Origin of the sequence: Candidatus Formimonas warabiya (assembly GCF_002777255.1) — a bacterium.
Taxonomy (GTDB): domain Bacteria; phylum Bacillota; class Dehalobacteriia; order Dehalobacteriales; family Dehalobacteriaceae; genus Formimonas; species Formimonas warabiya.
This window is the reverse complement of sequence record NZ_CP017634.1, coordinates 2184884-2204245: the sequence shown is the minus strand read 5'-3', so window position 1 is coordinate 2204245 and position 19362 is coordinate 2184884. Positions and strand designations below refer to the sequence as shown.

The 19362-nt window shown below is 40.1% G+C and carries 19 protein-coding genes; all 19 read left to right on the top strand.

The genetic code is table 11. The annotated features are described in order from the left end of the window. The first annotated feature begins 30 nt into the window (after positions 1–30). The 19 genes from DCMF_RS10305 (at position 31) to DCMF_RS10215 (ending at position 19320) form a co-directional block, all read left to right on the top strand. Complete coding sequence (locus DCMF_RS10305) at positions 31–621, top strand: DJ-1/PfpI family protein (protein ID WP_418219646.1); 591 nt, start codon at positions 31–33, stop codon at positions 619–621. A 417-nt stretch (positions 622–1038) separates the two neighbouring features. Further along, the gene (gene purB, locus DCMF_RS10300; protein WP_148134350.1) at positions 1039–2421 is read left to right on the top strand and encodes an adenylosuccinate lyase; all 1383 of its coding nucleotides are present in this window, start codon (positions 1039–1041) and stop codon (positions 2419–2421) included. 264 nt (positions 2422–2685) lie between these two features. After that, positions 2686–3327 (top strand): type I restriction enzyme HsdR N-terminal domain-containing protein, encoded by a 642-nt coding sequence (locus DCMF_RS10295; RefSeq protein WP_148134349.1) that lies wholly within the window; start codon positions 2686–2688, stop codon positions 3325–3327. Positions 3328–3453: 126 nt separating this feature from the next. Next, positions 3454–4158 carry a polysaccharide deacetylase family protein gene (locus DCMF_RS10290; protein WP_148134348.1) on the top strand — a complete coding sequence of 235 codons (705 nt, stop codon included), beginning with the start codon at positions 3454–3456 and terminating at the stop codon, positions 4156–4158. Positions 4159–4351: 193 nt separating this feature from the next. Continuing rightward, positions 4352–5125 carry a class I SAM-dependent methyltransferase gene (locus DCMF_RS10285; protein WP_148134347.1) on the top strand — a complete coding sequence of 258 codons (774 nt, stop codon included), beginning with the start codon at positions 4352–4354 and terminating at the stop codon, positions 5123–5125. A gap of 227 nt (positions 5126–5352) precedes the next feature. Then, positions 5353–5988, top strand: a complete 636-nt coding sequence (locus DCMF_RS10280; RefSeq protein WP_236860239.1) for a DUF2238 domain-containing protein — start codon at positions 5353–5355, stop codon at positions 5986–5988. Between the two features lie 179 nt (positions 5989–6167). Then, positions 6168–6620 (top strand): GNAT family N-acetyltransferase, encoded by a 453-nt coding sequence (locus DCMF_RS10275; protein ID WP_148134346.1) that lies wholly within the window; start codon positions 6168–6170, stop codon positions 6618–6620. Between the two features lie 310 nt (positions 6621–6930). Then, positions 6931–7338 (top strand): hypothetical protein, encoded by a 408-nt coding sequence (locus DCMF_RS10270; RefSeq protein ID WP_214659249.1) that lies wholly within the window; start codon positions 6931–6933, stop codon positions 7336–7338. Positions 7339–7485: 147 nt separating this feature from the next. Next, entirely contained in the window at positions 7486–7716 is a 231-nt protein-coding gene (locus DCMF_RS10265) for a hypothetical protein (protein WP_148134344.1), read from the top strand. Positions 7717–8401: 685 nt separating this feature from the next. Further along, positions 8402–9022: a hypothetical protein gene (locus DCMF_RS10260; protein WP_214659248.1), complete on the top strand. Its 621-nt coding sequence runs from the start codon at positions 8402–8404 to the stop codon at positions 9020–9022. 388 nt (positions 9023–9410) lie between these two features. After that, positions 9411–9659 carry a hypothetical protein gene (locus tag DCMF_RS10255; RefSeq protein WP_148137832.1) on the top strand — a complete coding sequence of 83 codons (249 nt, stop codon included), beginning with the start codon at positions 9411–9413 and terminating at the stop codon, positions 9657–9659. Positions 9660–9989: 330 nt separating this feature from the next. Further along, entirely contained in the window at positions 9990–10322 is a 333-nt protein-coding gene (locus tag DCMF_RS10250) for a cupin domain-containing protein (RefSeq protein WP_335582403.1), read from the top strand. 481 nt (positions 10323–10803) lie between these two features. After that, the gene (locus DCMF_RS10245) at positions 10804–11607 is read left to right on the top strand and encodes a class I SAM-dependent methyltransferase (protein WP_148134343.1); all 804 of its coding nucleotides are present in this window, start codon (positions 10804–10806) and stop codon (positions 11605–11607) included. Positions 11608–11706: 99 nt separating this feature from the next. Then, positions 11707–12159: a GNAT family N-acetyltransferase gene (locus DCMF_RS10240; RefSeq protein ID WP_148134342.1), complete on the top strand. Its 453-nt coding sequence runs from the start codon at positions 11707–11709 to the stop codon at positions 12157–12159. A 106-nt stretch (positions 12160–12265) separates the two neighbouring features. Further along, positions 12266–13036 (top strand): hypothetical protein, encoded by a 771-nt coding sequence (locus tag DCMF_RS10235; RefSeq protein ID WP_236860238.1) that lies wholly within the window; start codon positions 12266–12268, stop codon positions 13034–13036. Positions 13037–13641: 605 nt separating this feature from the next. Further along, positions 13642–14463 (top strand): CPBP family intramembrane glutamic endopeptidase, encoded by an 822-nt coding sequence (locus DCMF_RS10230; protein ID WP_148134341.1) that lies wholly within the window; start codon positions 13642–13644, stop codon positions 14461–14463. A 301-nt stretch (positions 14464–14764) separates the two neighbouring features. Further along, positions 14765–15583: a metallophosphoesterase gene (locus DCMF_RS10225; RefSeq protein ID WP_148134340.1), complete on the top strand. Its 819-nt coding sequence runs from the start codon at positions 14765–14767 to the stop codon at positions 15581–15583. A 186-nt stretch (positions 15584–15769) separates the two neighbouring features. Further along, the gene (locus DCMF_RS10220; protein WP_148134339.1) at positions 15770–17068 is read left to right on the top strand and encodes a hypothetical protein; all 1299 of its coding nucleotides are present in this window, start codon (positions 15770–15772) and stop codon (positions 17066–17068) included. A gap of 344 nt (positions 17069–17412) precedes the next feature. Then, complete coding sequence (locus tag DCMF_RS10215; RefSeq protein WP_148134338.1) at positions 17413–19320, top strand: S-layer homology domain-containing protein; 1908 nt, start codon at positions 17413–17415, stop codon at positions 19318–19320. Positions 19321–19362 lie beyond the last annotated feature (42 nt).

The window sequence follows — 19362 nt, the reverse complement described above, 5'->3', positions numbered from 1 at the left end:
AGTAAAAGTATAAGAGCATTTTATGGAGGTATTATGACAAATTTTAATGTAATACTGTTCAATAATTTTGAGACATTAGATGTCTTCGGGCCAATTGAAGTAATCGGGAAGCTGGGAAAACATTATGAGATAGAATGTTTTTCCGAAAAAGGTGGCATTATTACAAGCAGCCAAAATATCAGAGTAGAAACACTACCTATATCTGATATTAATAGAGATGGCATTTTATTAATACCAGGTGGTTTTGGAACAAGAAGTGAAGTCAATAACAAAGAATTGATACGATACATTAAGGACCTATCCCTTTGTGCTAAATTTGTTCTAACAGTGTGTACCGGCTCAGCATTATTAGCCAGTACAGGATTGTTGAAGGGTATTATGGCGACTACTAATAAAATGGCATTTGATTGGGTTATTGAACAAGATAAAGATGTTCAATGGATAAGAAAAGCCAGATGGGTTAAAGATGGAAAATATTATACTTCTTCCGGTGTTTCTGCCGGAATTGATATGGCTTTAGGTTTTATTGCTGATACTATGGGAACTGAGGTTGCGGAAAAGATATCACAAGGGATTGAATATGTTTGGAATAGAGATAAAGATAGCGACTTATTTTGTTGAAGGTATTTAAACGAAATTATTGTGATTTGCTATCTTACTTGTGAATATTTAAGGCAGCGCCGTCCGTGGCGCTGCTGAGTCAGGGGGTACGATACGTCGTAGAACAGTAAATTCCCCAAAATCTGAGATAATATCAAGTAGTAACCAGATTTCGGGAATTCACGGGACGTTATCGGAAAGATGAGGCGAGACCGCCGCATCCTGCGGCGTGAAGAAGAATATTCTACAAAAAGAGCGATCATCATTACGATTTGCTTTCGGTTTTGGGTTATATTATTAGAAGTATGCCTTTGGATGTATGTTTTGCTGAAGCAAGGTGGGTATTGATAAAATGTTACTACTAACAACCAAGCGCGTCTATTAATAAATGGAAAATTGCTAATCTTGCTTTAAATATGTGTTGAGGAGGGAATGTGTATGAGTAGAATTAAAGCTTTGACTCCGATTGAAGGTCGCTATAGTAATATTACAACAATCTTAGAAAACTATTTTTCCGAGTGGGCACTAACGAAATTCCGCACTCATATCGAAGTTGAATGGCTGATTACAATGGCGTCTAATCCGGAATTTCACAACATAAGAGGCTTGACCATTGAAGAAATACAGTTTCTCAGGAATATCGTAGCCAATTTTAATGAAGAACCCGCTTTAAAGATAAAAGAAATTGAAAAGGTTACTAACCATGACGTAAAAGCGGTGGAATATTTTTTGAGGGAAATGCTGAAGGATACATCACTTTCTGATGTAATTGAATTTATTCATTTTGCTTGTACATCAGAAGACATAAATAATTTGTCCTACGCTTTAATGTTAAAACAAGGAATGAATGATGCGTGGTTACCGCTGGCGAAAAAACTTGTGGATGAAGTTGCTAATATGGCAGAAGAATTAAAAGATGTTCCGATGTTAGCTCATACTCATGGACAGCCAGCCTCGCCAACTACTGTTGGGAAGGAGCTGGCAATATTTGTTTATAGGTGGAACCGGCAGCTAAAGTCAATTCGTTCACTTGAATATCTTGGCAAATTTAATGGAGCTGTAGGTAATTTCAATGCTCATAAAATTGCCTATCCTGATATTGAATGGGAGAAAGTATCCAAGGGATTTGTATGCGGATTGGGCCTAGAGTATAATCCCATGACTACGCAGATTGAGTCTCATGATTATATGGCTGAATGTTTCCATGCAATCATTCGTTTTAACAATATTGTTTTAGATTTTGATAGGGATGTATGGTTATATATTTCACTTGGTTATTTTAAACAGAAAGCGGCAAAAGGAGAGGTTGGATCTTCAACAATGCCGCATAAAGTCAATCCGATTGATTTTGAGAATGCTGAAGCGAACCTTGGAATAAGCAATTCTTTGCTTGAATTTCTCGCGAATAAGCTTTCAATATCCCGTATGCAAAGAGATCTTAGCGATTCATCTGCCCAGAGGAATATAGGGGCGGCAATTGCGTATTCATACATAGCGCTTAATTCTACTTTGAGAGGGTTCAGAAAAATATCTATAAATCCCAAGGCTATTGAAAATGATTTTGAGGAAGCTTGGGCAGTTCTTGCTGAAGCAGTACAAACAGTTATGAGAAAGCATGGCTATTGCAACCCATATGAAAGGCTCAAGGAAATTACTCGTGGAAAGATGATTGGAAAAGAAGAAATAAGAGCATTTATTTCAAGCGTTGAACTGCCTGAAGAAGATAAGTTGCGATTAATGGAATTGACTCCTCAGAAGTATATTGGGCTGGCGGATGAACTAGTGAAACATATTAGCCTGACAGCAGAATTTGACAAATAAAGTGTCGTAGCACATAGTGAGTTGTTCCAGTTTTAGTTCATCTAAGCCTATACCCGATTTTAGAGAATTTATCCGAGTTGGATTAGAAAGACTTAAAGGGTGCGACGTCCTGTCGCACTCTGGCTCTGGGGGGCCTCATCCATCCGATAACAGCGTATTCCCAAAATATGGGATGATATGAAAGTAATAACCAGACTTCGGGAATACGCGGGACGTTAGGCGACAGAAGTTAAATAAGAAAAGAAAAGGAAAGGGGAGTCTGGGATGGATCTAGAGAAAGATGTCTTACAAGCGTTAATTGAATACTTAGTAAGCCATGGTTATCCCGAGGAATCATTTGCCATTGAATGGCCGATTGGTAAGTACAGTGTGGATTTGGCAATAATAGATCCTCAATCCAAGGAACCCGTAGCCTTATTCGAGGTGAAGTCACGAAAGTCTGCAGGAAATCAAAATATGGGAAAAGGGCAACTGCAAAGATACATTAAGGCTTTGGGAAAACGATTACCTATATATTTAGTATACAGAAGCGACAGTAACAAGGGATTCGATATTGAAAGAGTAGAATTTGGAAATCAGATAGAGGAACTTGATAGAGTTTCCGCTCAGGAGGTATTGCAGTACTCAACTTTACGACAGAGTAGCCTTAACACTTCAATTGCAACGACTAAAACAAAACATGATAAGGTATTTGACTGGTTTTGGTTTGCCTGTTGGTTTTTGGCGGCAGTTCTGATTGTATTATCTGTACTTGATTTCGCAAAAGTACTTACTCTATCTGCTTTTCAATTAACGTTAGTGGGGGCTTGTATCGGCCTAATACTTATACCTTTCGCTAGTAAGCTTAAAATACTAGGAATTGAATTTGAGAGGTTGCAAAAGGGAGAGACTTCCAAGGATTCTTAAGGGAGACTTCCATCGCCTAACACGGCATTCACGAAACTTACCAATATGAAAGTAGTATGACGCTTCGTGAATGCCTAGAAAGTTATGTGCAATTGGCTATTCAAGAAATAAATGGGGGAATAGAATTTGAAGAAAGGCTTATTAGCTTTATCATCTGTTGCGCTGCTATTTGTCATTACTTTGGCACTATGGAGCGTATCAAAATCCCGAACATTTCAGCTTTTTGGTGAAATCTACCCTCGAGTTGATACAAGCGAAAAAGTAGTTGCTTTAACCTTCGATGATGGACCAACCGATAAGACGGACGAGATTTTATCCATTCTCAACGATCTAAATATTAAGGCAACTTTTTTTGTAATAGGTTCAGACCTGGAAAAGAACATGTCCCAGGGAAAAAGGATTGTTGCAGCTGGACACGAATTAGGAAACCATACCTACTCACATAATCGAATGGTCCTGAAGTCATATAACTACGTTCGGGGGGAGATCGAAAAAACAGACCAACTAATTAAAGAAGCAGGTTATGATAGAGAAATTGTTTTTAGGCCACCAAACGGCAAGAAGTTATTCGTGCTACCTTATTACTTAAAACAACATAATCGTAAGACCATAATGTGGGATATCGAACCGGATTCGTACCCGGATGTAGCGGATAGCTCTGAAAAGATTACTAAACATGTTTTGGAGAATACCAAACCTGGGTCTATTATTCTGCTACACGTCATGTACGATAGTCGAAGGGAATCAATGAAATCCATTAGGGGGATAGTTTTAGGGTTGAGACGACAGGGCTATTCGTTCAAAACGGTATCGGAACTGCTTAAATACTAAAGAGAAGTTGGTTAGCCTAAATCTGGGGAAGCCAACAGCGCATAACAGAGGGTTTAGCGACATCGGAGAGAATATGAATGTAATAACCCGACATCGCAAACCCTCGGGACGTTATACGAAATGGCGGCTAAATTGGTGGAAAAATATATTGAAAAAGAATAATTGATGCTACATTGGATTAAGGAGTTTACATATGGAAAACGAAGAAACATTAATTCGCGATTTTGATTCAAACTTAATTTGTGATTATTTTGGAAGGTTGGAACGGCAGGGACCTGGTAGCCCTGAATCTACTATTAGGGCATTAAGTTTTATTGACAATTTTTCAAATGAATTAAAAATTGCGGATTTTGCTTGTGGAACAGGCGGTCAAACAATGACTCTTGCACAAAATACAAAAGGAACCATTACTGGGCTTGATATTTTTCCCGATTTTATTGGAAAATTTAATACAAACGCTGAAAAGCTCGGTTTGCAGAATAGGGTAAAAGGCATTGTCGGTTCAATGGATAATTTACCGTTTCAAAATGAAGAATTTGATGTTATATGGTCTGAAGGGGCTATTGCCAATATAGGTTTTGAAAAAGGCTTGAATTATTGGAAAGGCTTTCTAAAAAAAGACGGCTATATTGCTGTGACATATGAGTCATGGTTTACCGATGAACGACCTACTGAAATTGAAAAGTTTTGGGTTGATGCTGTTCCTGAAATAGGTACAATAGGGCATAATATTTCAATAATGCAAAAAGCCGGTTATAGTCTTGTTGCCGCATTTACATTGCCTGAAAAATGCTGGACGGATACTTATTTTATTCCGCAGAAAGCAATACAAAAAACATTTTTGAAAAAAAATGCTGGAAATAAAGCCGCAGAGGCTTTTGTTGAATATATGAAGTATGAAGCGGAGTTGTATTCAAAATACAAACAGTATTATGGATATGTTTTTTATATTGGTAAAAAAATATAAAAAGTGAAGTACGCCGCCACTTCGTATAACAGCGTATATACGCTCCGGGCCCTTCGGGCTCCTCGGCTTTCGTTCGCCTAGGTCGGCTTTGCCTCCCACGGCTCACTCCAGCACATTGGGTTCAGCCTGCAAAGATATGCTTTGCTTATCCGGCCTCACCCAACGTCGTATATACCCAGGACGTTATGCGTATAGCAATTTCTGAGATGAATCATGGGAGGATTAAAGTGAACAATAGGTTGAATTTTAAGAAAGTTGAACCATTACATACTGGATTATTGATAATCTTATTTGGCGTATTGATTTGGTCAGTAATAAATCCAAAAGATTTGTTTACATGGTTTTTAGAAGTTATTCCTGCTCTCATCGGGCTGATTGTCTTAACCTTAACATATAACAGATTTAGACTGACCAATTTAGTTTATATTTTGATATTACTACATGCGATCATTCTGATAATTGGTGGACACTACACGTATGCAGAAATGCCAATATTTAATTGGATAAGAGATACATTTGATCTTGCTAGGAATTATTACGATAGGTTGGGGCATTTTGCTCAGGGTTTTATTCCCGCCATTATTGCCAGAGAAATACTATTGCGAAAAGCAGAGTTAAAACCAAGTAAATTGTTATCTTTCATTATAATTAGCATCTGTCTTGCAATTAGTGCATCATATGAATTAATAGAATGGGGAGTGGCAGAGGCCACTGGTAGCGCAGCAGATGCATTTTTGGGTACTCAAGGCGATGTTTGGGATACACAATGGGATATGTTTATGGCACTATTAGGTGCAATAATATCTTTAGTCTCAATAAGCAATCTACATGATAAGTACTTAAGGAAATTAATCGATAAGTGAAAAAGAGACGTTGCTACTACGCATAACAGCGTATTCCCAAAATCTGAGAGAATATGCATGTAATAACCAGACTTCGGTAATACGCGGGACGTTATACGATACCGTATGCGGCGATTGCAGGGAATTTTAAGCAGTTAATTTCTCGCCAGTGTTAATGGTAGAAATAAGGGAGTGACACGGTGCGTATTATTTCGGTTAAAGAAAGCCCTGAATTTAAGGACAAGGCAATTCAATATTTACAAAGCAAATGGGCTAGTCCGGATACTTTAATGGTATATGAGGACTGTATTGCCAATTGCATCACCTCAACCAGACCGTTACCACAGTGGTACTTGTTAGAGAACAGTGGAGATATCATTGGCTGTGCAGGACTAATCACAAATGACTTTATTAGCAGAATGGATTTGTATCCTTGGGTTTGTGCTCTGTTCATTGAAGAAGAACATCGTGGTAATGCTTTCGGTTCCTTGTTATTGGAAAAGGCGAAGAACGATACAAAAAAGGGTGGCTTTTCAGATTTATATCTGTGTACCGACCATGTAGGCTATTACGAAAAGTATGGTTTTACTTATATAGGAATTGGATATCACCCTTGGGGCGAAAGTTTTCGGATCTATGTTACAAGAGTTTAGGTGTTGGTATCGGGTTCTGGGTAGGTCTCTGGGGGCGTACGGCATCATATAACACGGCATTCACGACACTAGAGGATGATGGATGTGTTTGGGACGCGTCGTGAATGCCTAGAACGTTATATAAAATCACGCGCAGGAACGGCGCCATATCGGGTGGCGGATAATGGCCGGGAAAGATTCTGTTTAAAGGGTGATATGATTGAAGAAAAAAGGGGCAATGTCTAAATCCCTTAATGAAAAATATCCACCTTCGGAGTCTTGTAACTGTGAAATATGTTTAAGTTATTGTCGACGTCCCGGATGGTGGACAGTGGAAGAGGTCGTAAGAGCAATTCAAGCCGGATATGGAAATCGCATGATGCTTGAAATTTCTCCTGAGATGGCATTTGGAGTGTTATCTCCAGCATTTAAGGGATGTGAAGGGAATTTTGCTCTTAACTTTTATGCAAAAAAAGGGTGTAATTTTCTTAAGGATAACTTATGTGAATTATACGGAACCGGTTTAATGCCACTTGAATGTCGATTTTGTCACCATGACCGTATTGGATTAGGGCGGAAGTGCCATTTAGACATAGAAAAGGAATGGAATACAGCTATGGGACAGGTACAGGTTGCAAAGTGGACGAGACAATTTGGATTATGGGAGCAATATAAAGCATTGATTAAGGGGCCGACGTCCTGTCGGCCTCCGAACAAGAAGACGCGCGACTTTATATAACACGTCCATTCCCGCAACTTAGTCAATATGAAAGTAATATGCCGCTGCGGGAATGGCGAGAACGTTATATGCAATTCGCAATATCGGAATATTCTAATACTGCTTTAAAAATTATTGAAATATGAATGTAGGGTAGGTAGGAAAGAAATGTCGGATTCTTATTTGAGGTTGATACCCATAGATCCTGGGTATGTGCCTTTCCAACAAGCTCAAAGTAAAGCAAAAGAGCTGTTGCTTTCTTTAGGACAATGGAATGACGGGATTTCCTCCACTTGTTATGAAGAAGTTATTTTTGTCGACCAGGGCGAAAGCTTTGAGTGTATAACCTGTCCTAAATGTGGAGCGGAGCTCGATATGGGAAACCTTATACAAATGTAATGTATGTAATCAATTCTGGGAAGAGCGTCATATTGACGGAAGGTTTGGTGGAGAGCCCAAGTTGTTAAGAGTTGGTACAGATTATGTGTTGAAGGAATGGGGTTCGGAATAAGTATTTGAAGAGATATTAATCAAGTTAATTACCAAGGGTCATGTTAATGTTATAGAGAGAAAAGTTTTTAAGAATAATAGGATTCCTGTAAGCAATATTAAAGCTTTAGTTGTAGAGCTCCTAAACAGATATTTATTTTTTCCGCCTGATGCTTCAGTTTGGAGTGCCGGGAAAGTTGTACATGAAAAAGTATTTATCCAGAAAATATCTGATTGTTCGTATTTACTTCATTTCCAACGAGCTAATCCAATAATGCCAACCGAATTGGCAGAAAGCAAAGTTGACAAATACAGTTCTCTTGAAGAGGTTATTGTTAGGTTCATAGAATCATGTTGGGAAAGTAATATTGATGGTATTGAGATAGATTGGAAAAGTTAAAATCTGCTGAGAGAGCCGCCATCCGTGGCGGCTAGGCTCCGTGGGACCCACCACTTCGTAGAACAGCCGGTTTCCGCCACTTGGAGGATGATGCATGTGTTAAGGGTGCGGCGGGAACCGGCGAGACGTTCTACGAAATGTGGCGAAAGGCCGCCCATCCATGGCGCGGTAAGTTAAGTAAAGGAGAAATGAAAAATGTTTAACGAGATATTTAAGAAAGTTTTTGGCTCTTTAGAGAAAAAAGAACATAAAGAAACAGGAGAATTTATAATTGCTCAACTGAATGATAAGATCATGCCAGTAGATAGAGGAATTCATTATGAAGATCCACTTGAAGAATTTATGCGATCTAACAATTACGGTACGGTTACTGGTGGTGGAACTATGCAAACCCAAGACGGTGAAATACAATTTTGCGATTTAGAAATTCTAATTTATGACGATCAAGATGTTAAGGCAGTTACTGGAGCAGTAGTTAAAAAGTTGGAATGGCTAGGAGCACCAAAAGGTTCAAAAATAAAAATTGAGGAAACAAATGAAGAAATCTCTTTTGGAAGGAAAGAAGGTTTAGCCATTTATCTAGATGGGGTGAACCTTCCTGAACAGATATATAAAGAATATGATGTAAACTTTGTGTTATCAGAATTATCAAGATTAGTAGGATATGATGGAGATATTCAGAGGTTTTGGCAAGGAAATACGGAAACTGCTTTGTACTTTTATGGTGAGTCTTTTAAAAATATGAGCCAAGCAGTATCAGAATTTGTTAGTACATATCCATTGTGTAAAGGAGCGAGAATTGTCCAAATTGCTTGATGGTGAAACAAAAAGATTACAAAATTATTTTTGGTGTCCAAGGGTGAACCGTCTTTGGCGCACTCTGAGTTACGGGGCAGGATACGTCGTAGAACAATGCTTTGCCGCAAGGGTGCGGGAAGCTAAGTTCAGGGGCGGGCGCACCACATCCCCCGGCCTAAGTCAGGCATGACCCGGCTCGCCCAAGCCTAACTTAAGAGCTAAGTAAGGCTTGGTTTTCGCCTTAAGGCCGGAGGACGTCGGCAAAGCTGGCCGTTATACGTAATGTAGCGGTCTGGGGCGGTTTTGTTCCCACGCCTCCATGCGCGGGAGTTGTTTGAATAAGATTTTGAACTGCTTCTTTAAAACTAAGGAGTTTAAAAAGATAAAGAGCTGGGGAGGAACTAGGGTGTTTAAGAAGATAATAGGGATGTTTTTTGGTTGGGAAACAGTTTATTTAACAAGCAATCTCGATGAATATATTCGCATAAGGGGAAACCTTATGGACAATGGTGTAAGTACAAAAACTAAAACAAACGATAATACTTTTAGGCAATCGGACATGCTAATGGGATCAAACACAAATAACAGTTATGAAATTCTTGTCAGGAAAGAAGATGTATATAAGGCAAACGAAATAATCCGTAGGCACAGTTAAACATTGGAACTTTTATATGTTAAGGTTCCTTGTGATTTGATTTGCAAGAAAAGAGAGGCCCCGGTAGCATAAATTTGAAGGGTTTGCTCAAGGGCCGCCGTTCTGGCGGCCTCCGAGCAGAGGGTTGCTACAATACATATAACAGCAAAGTTCCAGAATCTGAGAGAATATGCAAGTAATAACCAGACTTCGGAACTTCGCGGGGCGTTATACGTTATGTGATGTAATGGCCGCGCCACCATGCACGGATTTTGTTAAGATGGCATATGGGGCTTTTATTATTATTTCTGTAATGATCACAAGCTCGTTGAGCAGACAGAGGTTAGGAATATGAAGGATTTCCCAGGTTTCATGGAGAATAGTGCAAACCATATTGATAGTGCTGAGCAAAATACCGAAGATATTGATGGCTATTATTATGAAGGTGCTGATGGTAGTCAAATGGCTTTCTGGACGTGTCACTCAGATCGAGTATCTAAGAAACATAAACATGAATTTGATGAGTACATGGTTTGTGTAAGCGGAAAATATATAGCTGTTATTAATGATATAGAGTATGTGCTTAATCCTGGTGATGAATTATTTATCCTAAAGGGACAGAGCAGTGGGGCAGGTGCATTGCAGGAACGAGAACAATCCATGCATTTGGAGGAAAGCGCATAACAAAAGCGAATGGATAAAGTGCGATTTGGTTTAGTGAGAATTATCGAGGGCACACCATCGTGGCACACTCTAAAATGGAGACATCACATGATGTATAACAGCGTATTCCCGAACGCTGACATAATACGAAGGTAATAACCAGACTTTGGGAATACGCGAGACGTTATACGACATAACAAAAATTAGGGGAGGAAATTCTGAAGTTAGAATCAAAGGATTTTTATTCACTAGTCAGTGAGTCAGGGGACGGTTCCCTGACTCACTGACTAGCGTAAAGCAAAGGGATGGTTCTCCCGCTTCCTTTGACTGTCACGCAAAATGAAGAAAAAACAAACGAGGGATAAGGTCTAAACAGGGTCCTCTTAAACTTGTTTTATAAGAAATGACGAACCGTCCCTTGCTTCCTTAATGAATGTAATAAGACGCTGCGGGACTTCTCGGGACGTTATGCGACATGCCTAAATTAGGGAGGGAGACTTGTGTGGGAAATCAAAGCGAGGTTCGGAAAAATTTTGGGCAAAGGGCTTCAGATTATAGATTGAGTTCTACCCATGGAAATCCGGTTGATCTGGAGAGAATGGTTAATCTTTTAAAGCCGAATCCAGATGAAACTGCCTTAGACATTGCTACCGGAGGAGGGCATACAGCTATTGCCTTGGCCAAATGTGTTAACAAGGTGGTGGCAGTTGATATAACCCCAGAAATGTTGGCAGAGGCGGAAGTGGCAACGAAGCAATCCGGTATAAGCAATATTGAGTTTCAGGTGGAAGATGTACATAACTTGAATATTCCTGATGGTCAATTTGACATTGTTGCCTCAAGATTTGCTGCCCATCATTTCTTCGACGTGAGAAAGGCTCTTCGCGAAATGTGTAGGGTATTAAAGTCGGGAGGGAAACTTTATATTCTTGATTGCTCGGTCTTTGATGGGGATGAAGCAGAAAAAGAAATTAATCGTATCGAGTTTTTAAGGGACAGTTCACACCAGTGTTCTTATTCGCCACGTCTATGGAACCGGCTATTAAAGGAACTACCATTGACTATACAACATACTTCTCTGTTAAAAGATCACTATAAATTGCCGCAATGGTTTGACAGAATGGGAACAGCCCAAAACAATCAACAACAAATCTTTCGAATACTCAACAATCTATCCGAAGATTGTAAAGTCCATTATCCCTTCGGAGAGGATTACATAACCACTTATCGCTTTGAGATTTTAGCAATAAAATCTGAGGGGGGCAAATCGCATAACAGTGTGTTCCCAAAATCTGAGACTGAATGAGTCAGGGGACGATTCCTTGACTGACTGGCCCTGCCGTCCTTTGCTTCTTCGAAATGTTGTGTGAACTTAAGAGGGATAATGAGGGGTGGAGGAAAATAAATGGATATAGAAAAAATAAGGAAAGCCAGTTTATTTGATGAAAAGGAAATCCTTAATTGCGCTAACATTTCTTATGAAATGTATATTGGCAGACTGGGAAAAAAACCGCAACCTATGCTGGATAATTATGCTTCATTAATTGCAGCAGGGAACGTTTATGTGACAGAATGGAATGGCCAAATTGTTGGAATTCTCGTGTTGCTGGACTTTGAGGATTACGTTTTATTGGATAATGTGGCCGTGATTCCATCTTATCAAGGAAAAGGAATTGGAAAAAGTCTGATTAAATATGCTGAGAACTATGCGGTAGAAAGGGGAGTCAAGGAGATTCGGTTATACACCAATGTTAAGATGGTGGAAAATATTAGTATTTATAAAAAGTTGGGATATATTGCATATGATCAAAGGTGTGAAAATGGTTATGACCGGATATATTTTCGAAAGGCTCTATAAAAAACAAGACACGGGGCGGTAGCTGAAATCGGACGAGAGGCGCGTCGTCCACGGCGGAGTTTTAAAAAGATGTTATATCTAAAACTTTCTGAAAGGGATGGAAACTATGAACTTAAGCAAAGGTTTTGATTTGACCAAGAGATTTTATCCGCTAGTTTTCGTTCCAATAATTCTTGATTTCCTACAACTAGGGGATATTTTACGGCGGGCACAAGGGTTTGCTCTTAAATTTACTATTCCTTCAGCAGTTCCGAGTCTTACGCAGGTTTTAGCTGATCCACCCCAGAGTGGTACTGGTAGTATTGCAGTAAATCTACCCTTTAGCTACCTAGAGGGTGCATTCTTACTTTTATTTATACTCTTTTTATTGACAGGTGCTTTTTTAAAAGGTGGTTTCTTAGGCTGTGTCCTAGCAGGGATTAAGGGGTATGAGGTCAGCGTAGATACCTTTATTAGTTGTGCAAAGAAATTTTTTAGTCGTTTTCTATTACAGGTTTTTATAATATTCTTTTTGCTGTTAGTCGTTACACCATTGTTTCTTGCCTTAAGAGCACTTACTTTCCTTTTTTTAATTGGAATTATGATTTTATTTTTTTATCTTATTTTTTGGGATTATATTATAGTTGTTGAAAATGTAAGGGTTATTGACGCTGCAAAAATTTCTTGGAATTTAGTTCGCTCTAACATAGGAAAAGTGTTTTCTTTCATATTACCCATTGCCTTAATAACTGCCCTTATTGGTATCATAGCTAATGCATTAGTTGCAACTTCCCTTATTTTTGCTGTTATAGCTATTATTACATATGGATACTTCGGAACAGCAGTTGTTTTTACAATGATGTCTTTTTATTTGGAATTCACTGAAATAATGGAATAAGGAAAAGCATTATGTAAGACATGAGGCATGGGTCTGGCAGAGTGTGTGAAAAGTAGTCAAAATTCTGACATAAATCCACAATAATGATATAATTTTACTATAAATATGAAAGAAAAGGGTGGATTTATGGGTATATTGAGGGAGAAAACAGAAATCAAATAATATGAGTCAGGGGACGGTTCCCTGACTCATAGCTCGCGTAAAGCAAAGGATGGTTCTCCCGCTTCCTTTGACTGTCACGCAACTGAAGAAAAAACAAACGAGAGATAAAGTTTAAACGGGATCTTTGTAAAACTTGTTTTTTGAGGGATGATGGAAGCGGCAGAACCGTCCCCTTGCTTCCACTAATGTTAATTCATTTTGGGTGCGCCGCAAACACTCGGAAAGAGAGACAGATATATTCTGCTTATTTGGAGAGATGACAATGAATGAAAGACTAAAGATAGGAATGATATATCTCAAATACCGAGCAAGTTCAAAACAATATCTCATAAAATCGGGCGTTGCTTCTATTGGCGTAATGATTTTCATAATAATAATGGGGATTGCCAATTGATAATTTGTAGGACATAGAGAAATGGTAATTTCTTCAGGAGGCTAAAACTATGACTATTGAAAAATATCGTCACCCCATTCTTTTTTATAGTTTAGCGACAATAATTCCATGGTTGTTTTGGTTCGCGGCGGGATATTTAAGTCATATTCCGTCGAGTAATAACTTATATGTGGTGGTTGCGAGCATACTTGGTTTCCTTGGCTTGTTAGGCCCAATGGTAATCGCTTTTTCCATGATACTACCGGATCAGGAACTGCGTGGTGACCTATTCAATCGACTTTTTAGTATGAAGAAGATCAAACCAATTTATCTTTTCTTAACATTTTTTCTTATGCTTATAAGTATACTTCTTGCTCAAGCTATTTCTTTGCTTTTTGGTTATAGTATAGATCAATTTAAGCTGTCCGGTGGCACATTTACAGCTGGCATTTTTTCTGTATGGTTTGTGCTTATAATCGCCCCTATAATAGAGGAGTTAGCGTGGCACACTTATGGCACTGATTGTTTACGCAAACGTTTTAGTTTATTTAAGACATCGATAATGTTTGCAGTTTTTTGGGCAATTTGGCATTTCCCTCTTAGTGGAATAAAGGGGTATTACCAAGCCAATTTAGTAGAGTCCTGGATTTATTCCTTGAATTTTGCTGTTAGTCTAATCCCTTATGTTTTATTGATGAACTGGCTTTACTATAAAACAAATCGAAATATATTCGTGGCAATTGTATTTCATATCTCCGCAGGTTTTTTTAATGAAATATTCTTAACACACCCAGATAGCAAAATCATACAAACATTACTACTGCTTTTATTAACAATTATCATAGTAATTAGGGAGAGAAAATTCTTTTTTCAGCAAGAATATCCGGAATAACGTCCAATATAAGAGAGAAAAATTTGATAACAGGAAATTGGAGGAAATATTAATAGACAGGAAACAAGCAATTGACAAATCTCAATTCCATATTAATACTTACTACAAGGGCGATTTTGTAGCACAATACAAGATTATTGAAGGGGTGTAGAAATAAGAATTGAGCCTGAATTTGGGGGCACATTCCTTTGCATACCGGCGTTTTTGCAACTTTGCATAGACGAATATGGAAAGACGCTACAATAACACCTGAACGTTATATGTCATTACGCTATCACAGTAATTCTCTAGGAGGGTTTAAGTGGGGGGAAAGCTTATTTCCAGAAGAACCTTTTTAATTGGAAGCATTGGTCTGGCAGCTTATTTGTTATTTGAAGAGTTTACTATAGCGGTCACAAAATACACTGTTATCATTTCAAATTTGCCTTCTAAATTTGAAGGTTTTAATATACTCCATATTAGTGATTTACATAGCAAATGGTTTGGGCATAAGCAAGATTACTTACTTGAAACTATTAATAAACATAAGTTTGATATAGTCACTATAACTGGTGACTTAGTAAATAAACGTAATCCTAAAATGGAGCCAGGCTTAAGTTTAATAGAAGGGTTAAAAGAAAAACCGATCTTCTTTGTTCCAGGTAACCATGAATGGTGGTCAGGATATACCATAAAGGAACCACTTGAGTCTTTAGGAGTACATATTTTAGAAAACAAATCATTTAAATTCAGTAAAGGTAATTCTCATATTTGGATATCTGGTGTTGATGATCCTTACCTAGGTAAGGATGATTTAGATAAATGTTTACTACCCATTGATGATAATGAGCCTAACGTTTTATTGGCACATGCTCCTAATATATTTAATAAAGCAATTATTTCAAAGATTCCTTTAGTATTAGTCGGACATACACATGGGGGGCAAGTAAGACTTCCCTTAATTGGGGCTATTGTAGCTCCAGGACAAGGGTTATTCCCGAAATATGATTACGGTCTTTACAAGAGTGAAAATACCAACATGATTATTAATGGCGGACTTGGCGAGAGTGTATTACCAATTAGGTTTAATGTACGACCGGAAATTGGTTTTGTTACTTTAACATCGAGTAGTCAAGCGTAACGACCAGGAAGCAAGGGGACGGTTTCTTCTGCTTCCTTCGCTTCCCTAGGTTGACGTCACCTAGTGTTCTTTGAAACTGGGGGGCATTCCCTCTCTTCCTCGGAATCCCCCACGCGCTGAGTTGACTCGGACAGGTAGACGACAGCGAAAGGGCATTATTATTGAGTGTTGTTGAGGTGTTTGAGTGTGAAAAAGACCAATACAGATTATGCAAGACGGATGATTCTGATTATAACGGTTGCTTATCTTCTAGGACTATCCGTGTTGGCAGAGCGGTTAAGTTTTGGGTTGGTTTTTATTATTTGGATGGGGGCAATGATTCCAATTATACTATTATATCGTTCGTGGTCGGCAGTGCTAGAAATGTCGATGTTACCTATTATTTGGCTTTTTGTATCCCCATTAGAATCCCAACTGGGGCCTTCCTGGTATCTGCTCCTGGTTTCAACTGTTACACTTTCTATAAGTCACCGGATGAACTCGCGTAGGGCAACTATTTTTTCGCTATGGTTTTCATTGGGTTTAGGCTTATTATTGACCTATAATTACCAAACTGGAATAGTTGGCTCCATATTGCTGGCTATTATATTATTATGGCTAGCATTTTACAGTTTGAAAATCATAAGGGGAACATATGCATATAAACCACCTAAGATGATTGATCTAATTTTATGTTCGTTTTCTGGAAACACTGGGCACTACGCTCATGCATTTATAGAAAGTGCCCGGGAAAATGGAGCAGAGGTTATCGTACATAGATTTCATTATTACAAAGACTTCGATCCCGTGTTAAAGGGCGACGCACTTGTTCTTGCGTTTCCGGTAAGCGGATGGAAACCGCCGTGGCCGCTAACGGAATTTTTAATTAAAAAATTAAAAAAAGGGGATGGTAAACCGGCATTTTTGCTTTATACTGCGGCGGGTGGACCGGAAAATGCGGGTATTATCGCGTGGATTTTACTGACTTTAAAGGGATACAAGGTTATCGGAAGAGCTTGGAGCATATATCCGTTGAATATTCCTACATTTCGGCTAGGACCTAAGAAACTTTGGCAGTTTATCGATTCATTGACCCCCCTGAAAAGTGACATCGAATTCGTTCAACAAGCAGCTCAGGAATTTGTTAGCGGAGGCGGCGGCGGGCTTCCTTTCGTTATGTGGCCCACTCCACTTGTGCTTATTGGCTTTCTGTTGGATAATAAGTGGATAAATGCTATTTTATATCGGACATATGTTTGGCGTAAAAGATGTACGACCTGTAACTTTTGTCTAAGGTATTGCCCTGTCAACAGGTTTGTTTCCATTAACGGCCGTCCAAAGGCAAAGGGAACCTGTTCATTGTGTTTTGGTTGCGTGAATCATTGCCCCAAGAACTCTATGCAAATGAGGTTTTTGTCAGAATACGGTCAACCATACAAGTCGCGTTGGCCTCAGTTTATTATCAAGCCGGAGGCTAAAAGAGAACCACCGTCATTTAGTGCTTAGATCAATGGAAGTGCAACGATTTTGTATGAAAACGGATGAATGAATTCAAATTTATAATGGAATACACAGCTTTTAATGAGGGATGAACTTGTGCACTTTTGTCAAATGCAACAATTATCTATCAACTGTGGTACACGATCAGCGGGAGGGCATTCTAAATGCGTAGTGGCATAAGCGGGTTGCTACGCATTTTGCTGTTTTATAAAAGCAAATCAGGCAAAGTGCAGTTACCAGGTTTTTTTATGAGGTTAAGAGGACGAAGTCGAAAATGCATTAAATGATCGGAACCAAATAATGGTTTTTATCGTCTATCAGAAAAAACAAGTAAGGAAAGAGGAGAACAAATGAAAAGAGCTTTGTTTATGTTTTTGTTAGTATCGATTCTTTTCATAGCCCCGCAGGCAGGTTTTGCCCAAACACCCTTTGACGACATTCAGTCCCATCAAGCTTCGGCTGATATTGAAGCTGTTTACGAAAAAGGTATCATGCGTGGCACATCAGTCAATAAATTCAGTCCGGACGAATTTGTCGACCGGGCACAACTGGCGGTATGTTTAGTTAAAACCTTTAATTTAAATTATGATGACTTAAAGTTTATCAAAGCGCCTGTCCCTTCTGACTTGTATGACGATGTAGAAGATAATATATGGTACAGTGAGGCTTCGATGGTTATGGGCTATCATAAAATCTTTAATATTACCAATAGAAAATTTAGGCCTCATGAAGCTGTTACCAGAATAGAAGCAGCCAGTGCGATAGCTGACTCTTTTGCAGCAAAAAAGCTATCGGTTATTTCCACAATGATGTGGCCGAATTATCTTGATACAACTAATTTGACCCCAAAACAACAATCTGACATCAGCTTTGTCTTTAACACCAGCATCATGAGGTACACCGGCAACGAATTCAAACCTGAAGAAAGAATAACCCGTGCGGAATTGGCGACTATTCTAAACCAAACCTTAAAAACCCTGGCTGTCGCGATGCCTGCTCAAGAGACTGGATCGGGAAGTTCGCCGGACTCCAGCAATCCGGTCATGAATCCCCCGGATATAAATACAGCTGCCTTTAAGGAGCAGGGCGACCTGGCTTTTATCTGGCAGGGTTTACTCTACGCGTTTGATGGCAAAACAGGAGAGGTCAAGCAACTGACCGGGTCCGGCAGGGCGGTGCAGCCAGCCTGGTCTCACGACGGCCAGTGGCTGGCGTATATTGACGTCACAGACCCAGAGGCCGATACCGGCCCGCTCTGGCTGGTACGCCGGGATGGTTCCCAGGCTCATCAGGTTCAGGGGCTGCCCGGACTGGCCGGGCGGCAGGGATTTTTTTGGTCGCCTACCGCTAATGTGCTGGCGCTAACAATGCAAGATGGTGTCTGGCTGGTGTCGGCAGATGGTGAACCGAGCCGGCTGGTTCAGTCCGAAGGAACCTTTCATTTGGCCTGGTCGCCTGACGGCAAGTATCTGGCTTACAATGGAACTTTGCCGTCGGATCAACCAGAGGACCGCAGCGATGCGCTCTATACCATTGCTGTAGACGGGGGTCAGCCTGTTCAACGACTGGTGGCCCCACAGGCCGGAATCCAGGTAACTGGCTGGTGGTCCGACGGCAAAGGCTTGCTGTACTGGGTGGACCCATTACACTCAGCTTCCCTGGCCGCCGACGGTATGGGCCTATGGAGCCTCCGGCAAGGGGACACAGAACCCAAATTCCTCTCCAGCGGTCTTGCCCACCAGGGGTGGCTGTCCATGTCGCCGCAGGGACGCCTGCTGATAGTAAAAGGCGAATGGCGCATAGTCTGGACAAGAAAGAGCCTGGCGATTATAGATCCGGAATCGGGTAGCGTCCAGGACCTCAATAATCCCGAAGGCAGTGTCGCTATCGACCCCTCTTTCTCTCCGGACGGCAGCCGTATCGCTTTCGTTGCCGCCAAGGAGCTGGGCGGCGATGTGTGGGGCTTTGAAAAACCTGAGGAATTAAATGCCTGGGTGGCGACACGCACACTCTGGATCCGGAATTCGGACGGCTCCGGCGCTCATCCTCTGCCCTCCGCCGGAGCGGGCGTTTATCAGCCAGTCTGGTCCAAAGATGGAGACCACATCCTGTATGTGCGGGACAACGCCCTCTGGATCATCGGGGCCGACGGCGGGCAGCCGGAGAAGGTATTGGGCCCGTTCTCTGAAGAGGAGGATCTCTTCGGTTTTTACGGTTATTCTTCGTACCAGGGTATTACGGCATGGTATCAGCCTTAAATGTATCGGAACGGATATCTTATGGTATACCCTGGACGGGAG

Bases quoted from the DNA above. Each gene is read 5' to 3' on its own strand.
- DCMF_RS10230 (WP_148134341.1), top strand. From the start codon at position 13,642: ATGACTATTGAAAAATATCGTCACCCCATTCTTTTTTATAGTTTAGCG.
- DCMF_RS10250 (WP_335582403.1), top strand. From the start codon at position 9,990: ATGAAGGATTTCCCAGGTTTCATGGAGAATAGTGCAAACCATATTGAT.
- DCMF_RS10235 (WP_236860238.1), top strand. From the start codon at position 12,266: ATGAACTTAAGCAAAGGTTTTGATTTGACCAAGAGATTTTATCCGCTA.
- purB (WP_148134350.1), top strand. From the start codon at position 1,039: ATGAGTAGAATTAAAGCTTTGACTCCGATTGAAGGTCGCTATAGTAAT.
- DCMF_RS10265 (WP_148134344.1), top strand. From the start codon at position 7,486: ATGTCGGATTCTTATTTGAGGTTGATACCCATAGATCCTGGGTATGTG.
- DCMF_RS10215 (WP_148134338.1), top strand. From the start codon at position 17,413: ATGAAAAGAGCTTTGTTTATGTTTTTGTTAGTATCGATTCTTTTCATA.
- DCMF_RS10240 (WP_148134342.1), top strand. From the start codon at position 11,707: ATGGATATAGAAAAAATAAGGAAAGCCAGTTTATTTGATGAAAAGGAA.
- DCMF_RS10285 (WP_148134347.1), top strand. From the start codon at position 4,352: ATGGAAAACGAAGAAACATTAATTCGCGATTTTGATTCAAACTTAATT.
- DCMF_RS10295 (WP_148134349.1), top strand. From the start codon at position 2,686: ATGGATCTAGAGAAAGATGTCTTACAAGCGTTAATTGAATACTTAGTA.
- DCMF_RS10260 (WP_214659248.1), top strand. From the start codon at position 8,402: ATGTTTAACGAGATATTTAAGAAAGTTTTTGGCTCTTTAGAGAAAAAA.